The organism is Pseudomonas sp. FSL R10-0399 (assembly GCF_009600165.1).
In the GTDB taxonomy this organism is placed as follows: domain Bacteria; phylum Pseudomonadota; class Gammaproteobacteria; order Pseudomonadales; family Pseudomonadaceae; genus Aquipseudomonas; species Aquipseudomonas helleri.
This window is the reverse complement of sequence record NZ_WIWK01000002.1, coordinates 96,713-112,316: the sequence shown is the minus strand read 5'-3', so window position 1 is coordinate 112,316 and position 15,604 is coordinate 96,713. Positions and strand designations below refer to the sequence as shown.

Sequence of the window (15,604 nt, the reverse complement as noted above, 5' to 3'; positions counted from 1 at the left end):
CGGTCAGGCAGTTCGCCAGTGTCGGGGTGGACGCTGGCGGGTATTTTATTGTTCTACTTCACCTGGGTTGTGGCGAAATTATTATGGGTCAATGGACTGAGGGTGTAGCCCTCGACGTTTTTACGCATGGCTGTAAACAGCATAGGGTGGGCGACGTTGATCCAGGGTTGTTCTTGATGAAATACCACCTGTGCTTGTTCATAGAGTGCAGCCCGCTCTGCGGGTTCACTGCTGTTGCGGGCTTTGGTGATCAGGTCCTCGAAGGTTTTGTTGCACCAGCGTGAGTAGTTTTCGCCATTTTTAGCGGCCTCACAGCTCAGCAGCGGGGTGAGGAAGTTGTCTGGGTCGCCGTTGTCACCGCCCCAGCCGGTTGAAACAAGGTCGTGTTCGCCTGCTTTGGCACGCTTGAGCATTTCGCCCCATTCCATGACCCGGATGTCGAGTTTGATGCCGACTTTGGCCAGGTCTGACTGCAGCAACTGGGCGCCGAGCATCGGGTTGGGGTTGGTCGGGCCGCCACCATTGCGGGTGAACAGGGTGAAGGTGGTGCCTTCAGGCACACCGGCTTCCTTGAGCAGGGCGCGGGCTTTGTCCAGGTCGCGAGGCGGGCTTTGCAGGGTGGTGTTGAACCCCAGCATGGTCGGCGGGTACGGGTTGATGGCCAGCAGGGCGTTGCCTGCACCGTGGACGCTATTGAGGTAGGTTTGCTTGTCGAACGCCATGTCGATGGCCTGGCGCACCCGCACATCGCTGAGGTACTTGTGGCTGGTGTTCATGGCGATGTAGCTGGTCATCAGCGCCGCCAGTTCGTCGACCTTGAGGTTAGGGTCCTGGCGGATATTTTTAACTTCGTCGGGCTTGGGGTAGAGGGCGATCTGGCATTCGTTGGCCTTGAGCTTTTGCAGGCGCACGTTGCTGTCGGTGGTCACGGCGAAAATCAGGTTGTCGCTCGGTGGCTTGCCACGGAAGTAGTCCGGGTTGGCCTTGAAGCGCACTTGGGCGTCTTTGTTGTAGCGCACGAAGATAAACGGCCCGGTGCCGACGGGTTTGCTGTTGAGGTCTGCGGTTTTACCGGACTTGAGCAATTGGTCGGCGTATTCGGCGGAATAGATCGAGGTGAACGGCATGGCCACGTCGCGCAGAAACGGCGACTCGGCATGGTTGAGGGTGATCTTGACCGTCATGTCGTCCACTTTTTCGACGCTTTTGAGCAGGTCTTTAAAGCCCATGCTTTCGAAGTAGGGGTAGCCTACCAGCGAGAGCGCGTGCCATGGGTGATTGGGGTCGAGCTGGCGCTGAAAGCTCCAGATCACATCGTCGGCGTTCAGGGTGCGGGTCGGTGTGAAGTAGTCGGTGGTTTGAAACTTCACCCCGGGGCGCAGGTAAAAGGTGTATTCCAGCCCGTCCGGGCTGATGTCCCAGCGCTCTGCCAGGGCTGGCTCAACATCGGTAGTGCCCGGCTTGAAGTCGACCAGCCGGTCAAGGATGGTTTCTGCCGAGGCGTCAGCGGTCACCGCCGTGGTGTATTGAACGACATCGAACCCTTCGGGGCTGGCTTCGGTGCACACCACCAGGGTTTTGGCGTTAACACTCACGGCGGCACTGAGCAGTGCGGCGGCAAGGGCGGTGCGCAGTTGGTATTTTTTCATGGCAACCCTCTCCTGATTAATTGAGCCTGCCAAGAACGGCGCGGGCTGTTTGAGCCCGCTGCTGTTCTGTCGAGCGCTATAAGACGTTTACAGAATATTGAACGGTATGGTCGTGACCACGCGGAACTCATTGATGCTGCCGTCAGACTGGTTTTTGCTGGCACGGTGCGTGGTGTAGGTCGCGCGGATGGCCGTGGCTTTCAGTGGACCGCTTTGAATTGCATAGGATGTGCCAACGCTGTACTCCGAATGCTTTTCACCGTCCATGTTGCGTACATCATAGGCGGTGCCCTTGTAGTGGGTGCCGTCGATGTCCCAACCGCGGGCGTGGTAGGCGTTGAATTTCAGGCCGGGAATACCGTACTGCGCCATGTTGATGCTGTACGCCAGTTGCAGTGACTTTTCGTTCGGGCCGTTGAAGTCCGACAGCAGCGAGTTGGCCAGGTAAATACCGTTGGTTTCGTGCAGGTAGTCGAAGTACTCGTCGCCGACTACTTGCTGGTACGACAGGCTCACGGTGTGGGCTTGATGGGTCAGCCCGAAGGCCAGGCTGTAGGTGTCGTTGTTGATCTCGCCCATGGCTTTTTTGCCGGTGTCGAGGGTCTTGTAGTAGTTAAAGTTGGTGTTCAGGCCCAACACGGCATTGTCGCCCCAGTCATGCACGGCGCCGACGTAGTACTGGTTCCAGAAGTCTTCGACGTGGGTAGCAAACAACGAGGTTTTCAGGCTGCTGAACGGCTGATAGCTGAGGCCTGCGACACTGGCGCGATCTGTTTCGACCCCGAGGGCGCCATATTCACTGCGGAACTTGCTCAAGCTTTGTTCGGTACGCGGCGAGACGCGATCAAAGGAACCCGCGTCGACAATCAGGTTGTTGAACTCTTCGCTGCGCAAACCCACTCCTTGAAAGCTTGAAGGCAGTGCACGGTTACCGATCACATCGATAGTGGGGCTGCTGAAGTTCTGTCGGCCTACGGTCAGTGTGGTGTTGGAAACACGCGCCTTGATGTTCGCCAGGCCCAGCTTGCTCCACTGGCCGACTGCATCGCCGTCGCTGCGGCTGAGGGTGCGGTTGTTATTGCCGGCGATGTGATGGGTATCGCGATCCAGGGCGATGGCGTTGTACGCCGCCACTTGGGTGCTGAAACCCACGGTGCCCTGGGTGAAGCCCGAGCTGAAATCAAGGATGGTGCCTTGGGTCCAGTTGATCCGGCGCGGCGTGGTTTTGCGGGTGCCATGATCGTTGTAGGTGAACTGGCCACCCCGACGTTTGAGTTCGTTGGCATACCAGTTGCGCGTGGTGCCGCTCAGGCTGCTGCCTTCGACAAAACCCTCAGCTGTACTTTGCTCGCTGGCTTCGGATTTAAGCTGGGTGCCGATAAATTCATCGGCGTGAGCGGTTGTACTGAGGCTGCTGATGGCCATGGCTAACAGCGCGGTACTTGTAAGTTTCATGGTTGAGGCTCCTGTGCTTTTTTATTGTCGTTTTTGTTATGCGTTACAGCTGTGTGGCTCCGTTTAGAGCGTTGGAACATTTGTTCGGGCAAAGCCTTGGCGGACCACCGTGGGGTGGCCTGCGCAAACGTGGGTGGGTTAAAGGGTTATTCAGTCGTCGAGGCTGACGCCCGAGAAGGTATTGCGGCCAAAGGGGCTGACCTCAAAACCCTTGACCTTGACGCTCAAGGGTTGACTGACCGTTGAGTGGGCAATCGGGGTGATCGGAACCTGTTGCTTGAGCAACTGTTGGGCCTGTTTGTACAAGACGGTTCGTTGTTCGCGGTCAGTGAGGGTTCTGGCTTTTTTGATCAGTGCTTCGTAGGTGCTGTCGCACCACATCGAGTAGTTATTGCCGCCAATGGCGTCACAGCTGTAAAGGGTGCCGAGCCAGTTGTCGGGGTCGCCGTTGTCACCGGTCCAGCCAATGAGGCTGATGTCATGCTCGCCTTGTTTGGTGCGTTTGATGTATTCGCCCCACTCATAACTGACGATGTTGATCTTGAGCCCGATCTTGGCCCAGTCGGATTGCAGCATTTGCGCCATCAGTTTGGCGTTCGGGTTGTAGGGGCGTTGCACCGGCATGGCCCACAAAGTGATTTCTGTGCCTTCTTTCACCCCGGCGGCCTTGAGCAGTGCTTTGGCTTTTTCCGGGTTGTAGGGCGCGTCCTTGATGGTGTCGTCATAGGACCATTGTGTGGGCGGCATGGCGTTGACGGCCTTTTGCCCCGCGCCCTGATACACCGCCTTGAGAATGGCCTCCTTGTTGATGGCCATGTCCAGCGCCTGGCGCACGGGCAGTTGGTCCAGCGGTTTGTGCTGGACGTTGTAGGTGATGTACCCGAGGTTGAAACCGGGCTTTTCAATAACCTGCAAGGCCGGGTCGGCCTTGAGCCCGGCCAGGTCGGCAGGGCGTGGGTTCAGCGAGATCTGGCACTCGTTTTTGCGCAGCTTTTGCATGCGTGCCGAGGCGTCGACGTTGATCGAAAAAATCAGGCTGTCGAGTTTGACCTGGCTTGGGTCCCAATAGCCCTTGTGGGCGGCATAGCGGATGTTCGAGTCTTTTTGATAGCGCTGGAACATGTAGGGGCCGGTGCCGACCGGTTTTTGGTTGATGTCGCCAGGTTTGCCGGTGGCGAGCAGTTGCTCGGCATATTCGGCCGAGACAATCGAAGCAAAACTCATGGCCAGGTTTTGAATAAAGGCGGCGTCTACAGCGTTGAGCGTCATGACCACGGTCAGCGGCCCGGTTTTTTCGACGCTGGCGATGTTTTTGTTAAGGCTCATGCCGCTGAAATAAGGGAACTCGGTGGGGTAGGCGAGGCGAAACGGATGGTCTGGGTGGATCATGCGATTGAAGGTGAACAGCACGTCATCAGCGTTGAAGTCTCGGGTCGGGGTAAACCATGGCGTGGTATGAAACTTGACCCCGTCGCGCAGATGGAAGGTGTAGGTCAGGCCGTCTTCAGACACCTCCCAGTGAGTTGCCAGGGCCGGAACAGCGGCGGTGCCGCCCCTTTCAAACTCGGCCAGACGGTTGTACAGCGGCTCGGCAGCATCGTTATCGGTAGCAGTGGTGTATTGCGCGGTATCAAAACCGGCAGGGCTGCCTTCGGAACAAAACACCAGGCTATTGGCCGCGTATGCGAGCGGGCTACCGGCCAGTGCGCCGGCGCTGATCAATACAGACAAAACCAGAGGTTTATGCATCACGATCCCCATCCTTTTTGTTGTTTTATGAGCGCTGACTACGCGCCTTGTGAGCGGCGTACGGGTTCAGCGCATCAGCCATCCGGCCTGATGGGCCGGCAGTGGCTAGACGTTAGAGGGCGCGAGGTATGTGAGTAAATGCGTCGGAGCTGACAATGCTGTAGGACGTTTCCGGGAGTCCTATAGCCTCTGCTGTAGTACGGGGTAGCTTAAAGATGAAGGGAAATTCTGAGTTGCTTGTAGAGCGAGTGAATGCGGCGTTGTCGCCGCATTCACGGGTTACTTATTTGTCAACGCTGACGCCGTAGAAGGACATCAAGCCCAAGGGGCTGATCTTGAAACCTTCAACGTTTTTGCGCATCGGTTGATACACCGTTGAGTGGGCAATCGGTGTGAGCGGGACTTGCTCTTTGAGCAACTGTTGGGCCTCTTTGTAGAGCTTGGTGCGTTCCTCTTTGTCGGTGGTGTTTTTGGCGGCCGTGATCAGTTTGTCGAACTCGGGGTTGCACCACTTGGAGAAGTTGTTGCCATTGATCGCGTCGCAGCCGAACAGGGTACCGAGCCAGTTGTCCGGGTCACCGTTGTCGCCGCTCCAGCCAATCAGCATCGCGCCGTTTTCACCGCCTTTGGAGCGCTTGATGTACTCGCCCCATTCGTAGGTCATGATCTTGGCCTTGATGCCGATCTTGCCCCAGTCCGATTGCAGCATCTCAGCCATCAGCTTGGCGTTCGGGTTGTACGGGCGTTGAACCGGCATGGCCCACAAGGTGATTTCGGTGCCTTCCTTAATGCCTGCTTCCTTGAGCAGTTGCTTGGCTTTTTCAGGATCGTAAGGCGCGTCTTTGATCGACTCGTCGTACGACCATTGAGTCGGCGGCAAGACGTTGGTCGCCAACTGGCCTGCGCCCTGATACACCGAATCAATGATTTGCTGTTTGTTTACGGCCATGTCCAGCGCCTGACGAACCTTGAGTTGGGCCATCGGGTTGGGCTCGTCGCTGCCTTTGATCTTGTCCATCACGTTGTAGGCGATGTAACCCGTGTTGAAGCCTGCCTGGCTGGGCATTTTCAGGTTGGGGTCTTCTTTAAGGGACTGCAGGTCTGCGGGGCGCGGGTAAATGGTGATCTGGCATTCGTTCTTTTTCAGCTTTTGCATGCGCACCGACGGGTCGGTGGTGATGGCGAAAATCAGGTTGTCGATTTTGACGTCTTCAGGCTTCCAGTAGTCTTTGTTGCCGGTGTAACGGATGTTCGAGTCTTTTTGGTAGCTCTTGAACACGAATGGGCCGGTACCGATAGGTTTCTGGTTGATGTCGGACGGGTTGCCGGCCTTGAGCAGCTTGTCGGCGTACTCGGCCGACTCGATGGAGGCAAAGTGCATGGCCATGTTCTGGATAAAGGCAGCGTCGACAGTGTTCAGAGTGAACTTGACGGTGTGGTCGTCAATTTTTTCGACTGACTTGATGTTCTTGTCCATCCCCATGTCGGTGAAGTAGGGGAATTCGGTGGGATAGGCCTTACGGAACGGCATGTCTTTGTCGAGCATGCGGTTGAAGGTGAAGAGCACGTCGTCGGCATTGAAGTTGCGGGTGGGGGTGAAGTACGGCGTGGTGTGGAACTTGACGCCGTCCCGCAAATGGAAGGTGTAGGTCAGGTTGTCCGGTGAAATGTCCCAGCTCGTGGCCAGCCCGGGAATGACGTTGGTGCTGCCGCGTTCGAACTCGCTGAGGCGGTTGTAGATCGTTTCGGCCGAGGCGTCGAAGTCTGTGCCGGTGGTGTATTGGCCGGGATCAAAACCGGCCGGGCTGCCTTCAGAGCAATACACCAGGTTGGTGGCTGCCTGGGCGAAAGGTGCGCTTGCCAGCAGGCTGGCACCCATCAATAAAGGAATGACCGCGTGTTTGAACATGGAGACCTCTTTTTTGTCATTTTTAGTGTGAGGGCGACCCGGTGAATCAGCCTCTCGATACTTACCCCATCCTGGCCGGTGCAACAGACGCATCGCGGCTCTGGGTTAACCATAGACCGTTCACGTGCAGCTGCCGTTCGATCCAGATGGGGTGTTACTTATCTAGGCTCTTGGCGGGAAAATATGTCGGCGCATGTTTGTTTGTTCGTAGGAGAACTCCTTTTTGTGCGTGGGCTATTTGATATTGCGGGCACAAAAAAGCCCTTGCAGCGTGAAGGCTGCAAGGGCTTGGGGTGTGGCAAAGTGCTTATTGCATTTGAACTTCAATCACGCCGTCGGCGCTCATGCTGACTTCGCTAGTGCCGGCTTCGACTTCAGGTGTCGGTGCCGAATCCATGGCTGCGCCAGCGGCTTTCATCATCATGGCGCTGCGCATGTAGGGCTGCGGGTAACCGTTGCTGTTGAGGTTCAGGTTAACGATTTTGTAGCCCTTGCCGCCCAGGGCATCGGTGGCCAGTTGAGCGCGGGCCTTGAAGGCATTGACCGCATCTTTGAGCAATGCATCTTCGCTGGTTTTACGCGTGGCGTTGGCCACGGTGAATTGCATGTTGCCCATTTTCAGGGTTTGCATCAGTTCGCCGGTCAGCTTGGACAAGGCGGCAAAATCGGTGCTTTCCAGGCGCAGTTCAGCGCGCTCACGCCAGCCGGTGATTTTCTGGGTCTTGTTGTCATAGATCGGGTAGCTGTTGCGGTTGCCCTGGCGCATGGTCACGTCTTTGGCCTGCTTGGCCTGGCCGATGGCTTTATTCATCGCGGTGGTGATTTCAGCGGCGAGCTTGGCTGAGTCGGTGTTTTGCGCCTCGGTGTACAGCGTCACGATCATCAGATCGCGCGGCACTTCCTGACTGGCTTCTGCACGCAACGAGACCTGATTGTAATTAACCCCTTCAGCCAGGGCCGGCAGGCTGGCGAAAGCGCCGAGGCTCAGGGTCAAAAGGGCGGCAGTGCGCTGAACAGTAAACATAAAAGCTCCTTGGGTGAGGTCAGCAAGACTTATAAGACTGTAGTGGGCGGCATTCAGTTCGCCTACTTACATTTTCGATACAACTTCAGAGAAGGCCGGGGGCGCAAAAATGGGTGGGCCATAAATCTGTGGGAGCGGGCTTGCTCGCGATGCAGGCACCGCCTGGGTGTCTGTTGTATCGGGTCGATCCAATCGCGGGCAAGCCCGGCTCCCACAGGATAGTCAGGGGCTACTAGCGGTTTTTCCAAAAAATACACTGTGGCCCATTGCCGCACGTTTGCCTGTCAGGCCGCCAGCTTGGTTATACTCCGTGCGGTCGCCTGGAGCACTCATCAGGAGAGCTCATGCTCGCCCCCGTTCAAATTTTGTCTGCAACTCGCCAGAACCTCTGGCGTCTCACGTTTATCCGCATGCTGGTGCTGGTCGCACAGGCGGGGTCGGTGGGCATCGCCTACTGGTTTCATCTGCTGCCGCTGCCCTGGTTTCAGTTGTGCCTGACCCTCGGTTTTTCGGCGTTGCTGTGCGCGTTTACCGCGATTCGCCTGCGCACCACGTGGCCGGTTACCGAGCTTGAGTACGCGCTGCAACTGGCCTGTGATTTGTTTATCCACAGTGCCTTGCTGTACTTCTCCGGAGGCTCGGCCAACCCGTTTGTGTCGTATTACCTGGTGCCGTTGACCATTGCGGCGGTGACGCTGCCTTGGCGCTATTCGCTGATTTTGACCGGCATCGCGCTGGCGCTGTACACGTTGCTGCTGATGCAGTTTTACCCCGTGGAAGCGGCGCCGTTCTTCCGCGAGAAACTGCAGATTTACGGCATGTGGCTCAGCTTTGCCCTGTCAGCTGCGGTGATTACTTTTTTTGCCGCCCGAATGGGCGAAGAGCTGCGCCGCCAAGAAGAACTGCGCGCTTTGCGCCGTGAAGAAGGCCTGCGTGACCAGCAATTGCTGGCGGTTGCGACCCAGGCAGCCGGTGCGGCGCATGAATTGGGCACGCCGTTGTCGACCATGAGTGTGCTGCTCAAGGAGATTCGTCGCGATCACCCGGACCCTGAATTGCAGGACGATTTAAGCGTGCTGCAGGACCAGGTCAAGTTGTGCAAAGAGACCTTGCAGCAGCTGGTTCGGGCCGCTGAAGCCAATCGTCGTCTGGCCATTGAGGTTCAGGACGTTACCGAGTGGCTCGATGAGGCGTTGAATCGCTGGCACCTGATGCGCCCGGAAGCGACCTATCGCTTTCAGTGCCTGGGGCACGCGCCGGTGCCGCGTCTGGCGCCACCGCCAGACCTCACCCAGGCGCTGCTCAACTTGCTCAACAACGCCGCCGACGCCTGTCCGGAAGGGCTCGAAGTGACCGTGGATTGGGACGCCGTTGATTTAACCATCAGTATTCGTGACCATGGTGCGGGTGTACCGTTGGCCATTGCCGAACAAATCGGCAAACCGTTTTTTACAACCAAAGGCAAAGGTTTCGGCCTGGGCCTATTCTTGAGCAAAGCCAGCGTGACACGCGCAGGCGGCTCGGTAAAACTCTACAGTCATGAGGATGGCGGCACGCTCACCGAGCTACGCCTGCCACGTGTCTCCCGAGGAAGCGAAAATGAGTGAAGAGATTCAGGTCGAAGGCGAAGAGCTGCCACATTTGTTGTTAGTGGATGACGACGCGACATTTACCCGCGTCATGGCCCGCGCCATGGCCCGACGCGGATTTCGCGTCAGCACCGCAGGCTCCGCTGAAGAAGGGCTGCTTCTGGCTCAGCAGGACGTGCCTGATTTCGCCACGCTGGACCTGAAGATGGAAGGTGATTCGGGCCTGGTGCTGCTGCCCAAGTTGCTGGAACTTGATCCAGACATGCGTGTGGTGATCCTGACCGGTTATTCGAGCATCGCCACGGCGGTCGAGGCGATCAAGCGTGGCGCCTGCAACTACCTGTGCAAGCCGGCCGATGCGGATGATGTGATGGCGGCCCTGCTGAGCCAACACGCCGACCTCGACTCGCTGGTACCGGATAACCCGATGTCGGTCGATCGCCTGCAATGGGAGCACATTCAGCGCGTATTGGGCGAACATGAAGGCAATATCTCGGCAACCGCCCGTGCGCTGGGCATGCACCGTCGTACCTTGCAGCGCAAACTGCAGAAGCGTCCGGTCCGACGCTGAACAGAAGCTGTCGCAGTTTCGTTTCAATTTGCAACGAAACTGCGAGCGGCCCTAGTCTGTTTTACAACGTGCTAATGCGCCGGTCGCCCTGATCGGCTCGCAGGTTGCTCTTTACTCCCAACGAGCCCGAACGATGAATCAGAACGCTGAGCCTTCTGTCGTAAATGATGCTGTGCGTGGAGATTTTATTCCTCGCGTCTGGGGGCTGATAACGCCTTACTGGCGCAGTGAAGAGCGCGCCAGGGCCTGGCTGCTGTTGATCGCGGTGATTGCCTTGTCGCTGGTCAGCGTCGGTATTTCGGTATGGATCAACCATTGGTACAAAGACTTCTATAACGCGCTGGAAAACAAAGACAGCGCAGCTTTCTGGCACCTGATCGGCTACTTCGGGCTGATTGCCGCCGCCGGTATTGTGGGCGCGGTGTACCGGCTATACCTGACGCAGATGCTGACCATCCGCTGGCGGCGCTGGCTGACCGAGCAGCACTTCGCCCGCTGGCTCGCCCACAAAAACTACTACCAGTTGGAGCAGGGCGGTTACACCGACAACCCTGACCAGCGCATCAGTGAAGACCTCAACTCCTTCACCGACAGTACGCTCTCCCTCGGCCTGGGCTTGATCCGCAATGTGGTCAGCCTGGTGTCGTTCTCGATTATTTTGTGGGGCGTGTCGGGCAGCATCGAAGTCTTCGGCATCACCATTCCCGGCTATATGTTTTGGTGCGCACTGTTATATGCCTTAGTTGGCAGTTGGCTGGCGCATTTGATCGGTCGTCGCCTGATTGGCCTGAGCAACCAACAACAACGCTACGAAGCGGATCTGCGTTTTTCGATGGTGCGGGTGCGTGAAAACGCCGAGAGCATCGCCTTGTACAACGGCGAACCCAACGAGCTTGAGCGCCTGAGCAGCCGCTTCAGCAAGGTCTGGCACAACTTCTGGACGCAAATGAAGGTGACCAAGCGCCTGACGTTTTTCACGGCCGGTTATTCGCAAATTGCGATTATCTTCCCCTTTATCGTGGCAGCGCCGCGCTACTTCGCAGGCAAGATCGAGTTGGGTGAGCTGATGCAAATCAACTCCGCTTTCGGCAATGTGCAAGAGAACTTCAGCTGGTTTATCGACGCCTACGTGACCTTGGCGGCGTGGCGCGCCACCTGTGATCGTCTGCTGAGCTTCCGTCAGGCCATGACCGACAACGAACAGCGCCAACCGGCGATTGATGTACAGGCCCAGGGTGGGGCATTAAGCGTCAATGACCTGAGCCTGGACCTGGCCGATGGCCGACCTTTGTTGCACGGGGCAAGCCTGAACGTTGCGCCCGGTGACCGGTTAATGCTCAGCGGTCGCTCCGGCAGCGGTAAAAGTACCTTGCTGCGCGCCATGGGCGGGCTTTGGCCGCAAGGCGGCGGGGCGATTCGAATGCCCCATGAGCGGGCGTTATTCCTGCCGCAAAAACCTTACCTGCCGATTGGCACCTTGCGCGAGGCGCTGAGTTATCCACAGAGCGGCGACACATACCCGTCTGAGCGCTATGAAGAAGTGCTGCGCACCTGCCGCCTGGAGCATCTGATCCCCAAGCTTGACGAGGCCAATCACTGGCAGCGAGTGTTGTCGGGCGGTGAGCAGCAGCGACTGGCGTTTGCCCGGGCACTGTTGTATCGCCCGCAATGGCTATACATGGACGAAGCGACGTCAGCGATGGATGAAGAGGACGAGGCGCGGTTGTATCAGGCGCTTATCGATCAACTGCCGGGCCTGAGCATTGTCAGCGTGGGGCACCGCAGCAGTCTGGCGCGTTTTCATCCGCGGCATGTGCGGATTGAGTCGGGCCATTTAATGGCCCAGTAATGGGCCGACGCAGTGAAGGCGCGTAACCGGCCTGAGCGGTGTGATAACCGGTCATGCCTTGTTACGTGTGCGTGCTAGAGTGCCTGCCTCGCCTTTCGGAGCAGGTCATGAACCGCTTATTTCGCTGTGTTGCCCCTCTTTTGTTGACCGTCAGCTTGCCCTTGGCCGCAGCGCCCGCGGTTTCTTCGCCTGCCCATGCACAGTTTTTGCCCGCCGATGATTTGCAGTTGCGCAGCGAGAAGCCTGAGCAACAGCAACTGATGCAGGTGACGTCGTATTCGGTGGTGGTAGGTAGCCAGCGCCCCTCCAATCAGCAGCCGATTCCGGTCACGGCGTCGTTGTTGGTGCGCTTGAAGGGCAAACCGTTGAGCCAGGGCGCGACCGTGCGCGAAGTGCTGATTTCGTTCGACGGTGAAAGCAAGAGCCTGAAAAAGCCGGCTTTTGACAGTGAGAGCAAAACCCTGACGTTGTCTTATCCGCTGTCCCAATACCGCGTGGTGATGGATTTGTTGCGCAACGACATCGTCTATTGCCAGTTTTTGACCTATGCCAATGGCCATATTTGGGCTGACTTGCACACCGGCAGCGTGCGTGCGCGTTGAGCCTTGGGTAAACTGCGGCCCTCGTGAAGTATCAGCAGGCTGGAGTCGGACATGCGTAAAGATAAGAAGCAGTTGATTGGTGATGAGATTGGCGATGAGCAGATCAAGTTGTTCCTGGACTTTGAACCTGTGGACGCGACGTCCCCTTCACTGCACAAATTGATCAAAGGTTATCGCGGTCTGCGTATCGACGACTTCGAACGCTTCCTGACCTTTTTCAAAGAGGCCGGCTACGATCTGGACGGCAAGGATGAGCACGGCCAGACCTTTGTCGACCTCATCAAAGACCAGCGCAATGCTGCCGAGTACATCGAACTCATCGAGGCGGCACGCGGCTGATCCAGCTGTAGGAGCGAGCTTGCCTCGCGATCTTTTAGACGATCAAAAGATCGCGAGGCAAGCTCGCTCCTACACCGTTATATAGGCACCAACAAAGACCCTTCCTACACAACCTGCGCTTTTTGCGACGGGGTGTTTTTGTGTGGGCGAACAATACTCAAGGGTGCCCAAAAGGACTTTGGGCTGTCTTTTAACTTGAAGGGAATCGAACCATGACTCGCCTTAACGATGTGATAAAAACACTGGTCTTTGGAGTAGGACTGATCGCTTTGGGCTCGGCTGCCCTGGCGGCCGATGAGGTGCTGGAGGTGGAGGTGTTTAATGCCAGCGGCCATGCCATCACGCCAGGAAATGATTTTTCATGGCTGGAAGACCCGGACAACGCCGGGCATGACTTTGTAGTAGCCCCCAAGTCCAGCCAGGAGCTGATGTATTACCTGCCCGTCGCCAGAGGCGCAGAGGCATTTACCTATCGCCAGGGCGAGCAGGCCTGTCACTTCGGTTTTGGTCACCTCACGCCGGGTGAGGCAAACCCCAATCGCTGGGCTCAGGCCAAATCAACGGGGACGGTTGCAGCCACCTGTGCGGCTGAGCTTATTGCCGTGCCGGACGATGACGAATTTATACGCAATGGCGGCACACGGGTGCTGTTCACGATGGGCTAGACCTTAAGCCAACAAAAAGCCCCTGACCCGCAAGGGCAGGGGCTTTGGGTGGCCAATCAATGCGCCAGCATTGGGTTACGCGAGTTGAGTATCAACCTTTTTTGGCTCTACCAGTTCCAGCAACTCGGAGTTGCGGGTACTGATTTCGCGATACAGCTCGGCGTCGGTCTCCAGAGTCTTTTCCCGTGCCGGGAAAATTTCCTTGAGGCGCGCAGCCCACTCGCCGGTGGCCTTTTGCGCAAAGCAGCGCTCAATCAGGTCCAGCATGATCGACACGGTCACCGATGCACCTGGGGACGCACCCAGCAGGGCGGCCAGCGAACCGTCTTTGGCGGCAACCAGTTCGGTACCGAACTGCAACACGCCGCCTTTTTTCGGGTCTTTCTTGATGATCTGAACCCGTTGGCCAGCCACTTCCAGGCGCCAGTCTTCAGCCTTGGCCTGTGGATAGAAGCGACGCAGGGATTCCAGGCGTTCTTCCATCGACTGGCGCACTTCGCTGATCAAGTACTTGGTCAGGTCCATGTTGTCGCGGGCAACGGCCAGCATCGGGCCGATGTTACCCAGGCGGATCGACATTGGCAGGTCAAGGAACGAGCCGTGCTTGAGGAACTTGGTGGTGAAGCCGGCATAAGGTCCGAACAGCAGCGATTTTTTGCCGTCAACCACACGGGTGTCCAAGTGCGGAACCGACATCGGTGGCGAACCCACGGCCGCCTGGCTGTAAACCTTGGCCTGGTGGTGTTTGACCACTTCGGGATTGTCGCAACGCAGCCATTGGCCACTCACCGGGAAGCCGCCGTAACCTTTGCTTTCTTCAATGCCCGAGGCTTGCAGCAATGGCAAGGCCGCGCCGCCTGCACCCAGGAACACGAACTTGGCATCGACGTGGCGAGTGCTACCGCTGTTGATGTCTTTGATACTGACAGTCCAGCCGCTGCCATTGCGCTTGAGGCCAGTGACTCTTTTGCTGTACTTGATCTGCGTGCCTTCAGCGCTGGCCAAGTGCTTGAGCAATTGCTGGGTCAAAGCGCCGAAGTTAACGTCAGTCCCGTTCTGCACGCGGGTAGCCGAGATCACTTGGTCCGCAGGGCGGCCCGGCATCATCAGGGGCATCCACTCAGCCATTTTGGCTTTGTCTTCGGTGTATTCCATGTCGGCAAACGCATGGTGCTTGCTCAGCACATCAAAGCGTTTTTTCAGAAAGGCCACACCTTTTTCGCCTTCGACATAGCTCAGATGAGGCACTGGGCTAATGAAGGACTTGCACGAACCGAAGGTCCCTTGTTGGGCCAGGTGGGCCCAAAACTGCTTGGACACTTCGAACTGGGCATTGATGTGCACCGCTTTTTTGATGTCGATTGAGCCATCAGCCGCTTGCGGCGTGTAGTTCAATTCGCACAAGCCAGCGTGGCCGGTGCCTGCGTTGTTCCACGGGTTGGAACTCTCTGCAGCACCCGAATCCATCTGCTCAACAACTTCCAGCGTAATACCAGGGTCGAGCTCTTTGAGCAGCACGGCCAAGGTGGCACTCATGATGCCCGCTCCAACCAGTACTACGTCGACTGCTTCGTTATGCGCCATTAACGCGTCTCCAAAATCTACGGCACCTAATTGACGGCATAGCTGCCAGGTGTACCAAGGCCTTTTTTAGATAGGGGCTCTGGTCACTCATGACAAGGATCGCCATGTCCGATTCATCGCAATTTCTTGCAGCTTCAGCGGACGCCGCCAACCGGGCCTTCAAGGTTCATATGAACGCATTTCAGGGCTCGGGAGGCAATTCGACTTAAGGTCAAGAGCGTCCGTTTGTGCAACCAAATCCGTAAGCGGACAGGCTTTCAGTCCCGTGCTCTGGAGCCGATCAAGTTCCTGCTGGGTGAGGATGTTGCAGACGCTAATGGTGCTTGTTCAGACGCAAAACTTTTCATTTGCTCGCCACACTCTTGTGAAGTTGTGAAAACCCGTTTTTTTCACGCTCTCTTGAAGACGTGAACCTCAAAAAAGGGCTACCGCTACTGGCGCGTGCGCGTATGCAACGCACAGGCCTAGCAACATGGCAGCTCTGGCAGATCGGGTAAAGGCGCAGATTGGTGTTGAAAACAGCAAGCTGCCAGCTTCACATGATCTGTGTGGGCGGCTCTCTGTGGGCGGTACGAAGGAGCTAATAAAAGCACATTAGCGATGCTGCGAGGCCCGATCA

The 15,604-nt window shown here is 57.1% G+C and carries 12 protein-coding genes; 6 read left to right on the top strand and 6 right to left on the bottom strand.

Annotated elements, in window-relative coordinates; translation table 11 throughout:
- Window positions 1-53 precede the first annotated feature (53 nt).
- The 5 genes from GHO41_RS01175 to GHO41_RS01155 all read right to left on the bottom strand — a co-directional run bounded on the left by GHO41_RS01175 (window position 54) and on the right by GHO41_RS01155 (window position 7,786).
- Window positions 54-1,649, bottom strand: a complete 1,596-nt coding sequence (locus GHO41_RS01175; protein ID WP_153389591.1) for an ABC transporter substrate-binding protein — start codon at window positions 1,647-1,649, stop codon at window positions 54-56.
- 87 nt (window positions 1,650-1,736) lie between these two features.
- Complete coding sequence (locus GHO41_RS01170) at window positions 1,737-3,104, bottom strand: OprD family porin (protein WP_153432684.1); 1,368 nt, start codon at window positions 3,102-3,104, stop codon at window positions 1,737-1,739.
- 150 nt (window positions 3,105-3,254) lie between these two features.
- Entirely contained in the window at window positions 3,255-4,853 is a 1,599-nt protein-coding gene (locus GHO41_RS01165) for an ABC transporter substrate-binding protein (RefSeq protein ID WP_153432700.1), read from the bottom strand.
- A 283-nt stretch (window positions 4,854-5,136) separates the two neighbouring features.
- Window positions 5,137-6,762 carry an ABC transporter substrate-binding protein gene (locus tag GHO41_RS01160; protein WP_153432682.1) on the bottom strand — a complete coding sequence of 542 codons (1,626 nt, stop codon included), beginning with the start codon at window positions 6,760-6,762 and terminating at the stop codon, window positions 5,137-5,139.
- Window positions 6,763-7,069: 307 nt separating this feature from the next.
- Window positions 7,070-7,786: an SIMPL domain-containing protein gene (locus tag GHO41_RS01155; protein WP_153328551.1), complete on the bottom strand. Its 717-nt coding sequence runs from the start codon at window positions 7,784-7,786 to the stop codon at window positions 7,070-7,072.
- A gap of 344 nt (window positions 7,787-8,130) precedes the next feature.
- On the opposite strand from GHO41_RS01155, the gene GHO41_RS01150 reads away from it, so the two are divergent.
- The 6 genes from GHO41_RS01150 (at window position 8,131) to GHO41_RS01125 (ending at window position 13,401) form a co-directional block, all read left to right on the top strand.
- Window positions 8,131-9,393, top strand: coding sequence for an ATP-binding protein (locus GHO41_RS01150; RefSeq protein WP_153328553.1), 1,263 nt, complete (start codon window positions 8,131-8,133; stop codon window positions 9,391-9,393).
- Window positions 9,386-9,946 carry a response regulator transcription factor gene (locus tag GHO41_RS01145; protein WP_123751337.1) on the top strand — a complete coding sequence of 187 codons (561 nt, stop codon included), beginning with the start codon at window positions 9,386-9,388 and terminating at the stop codon, window positions 9,944-9,946. Before GHO41_RS01150 ends, GHO41_RS01145 begins: the two co-directional genes overlap by 8 nt.
- 133 nt (window positions 9,947-10,079) lie before the next feature.
- Complete coding sequence (locus GHO41_RS01140; protein ID WP_048367244.1) at window positions 10,080-11,795, top strand: ABC transporter ATP-binding protein/permease; 1,716 nt, start codon at window positions 10,080-10,082, stop codon at window positions 11,793-11,795.
- A 107-nt stretch (window positions 11,796-11,902) separates the two neighbouring features.
- Window positions 11,903-12,397: a hypothetical protein gene (locus GHO41_RS01135; protein ID WP_048367243.1), complete on the top strand. Its 495-nt coding sequence runs from the start codon at window positions 11,903-11,905 to the stop codon at window positions 12,395-12,397.
- A 51-nt stretch (window positions 12,398-12,448) separates the two neighbouring features.
- Window positions 12,449-12,736 (top strand): PA4642 family protein, encoded by a 288-nt coding sequence (locus GHO41_RS01130; protein WP_048367241.1) that lies wholly within the window; start codon window positions 12,449-12,451, stop codon window positions 12,734-12,736.
- Between the two features lie 212 nt (window positions 12,737-12,948).
- Window positions 12,949-13,401 (top strand): hypothetical protein, encoded by a 453-nt coding sequence (locus GHO41_RS01125; protein WP_053225183.1) that lies wholly within the window; start codon window positions 12,949-12,951, stop codon window positions 13,399-13,401.
- Window positions 13,402-13,476: 75 nt separating this feature from the next.
- On the opposite strand, the gene mqo is transcribed toward GHO41_RS01125, so the two are convergent.
- Window positions 13,477-14,985 carry a malate dehydrogenase (quinone) gene (gene mqo / locus GHO41_RS01120; RefSeq protein ID WP_153432680.1) on the bottom strand — a complete coding sequence of 503 codons (1,509 nt, stop codon included), beginning with the start codon at window positions 14,983-14,985 and terminating at the stop codon, window positions 13,477-13,479.
- Window positions 14,986-15,604: the final 619 nt, after the last annotated feature.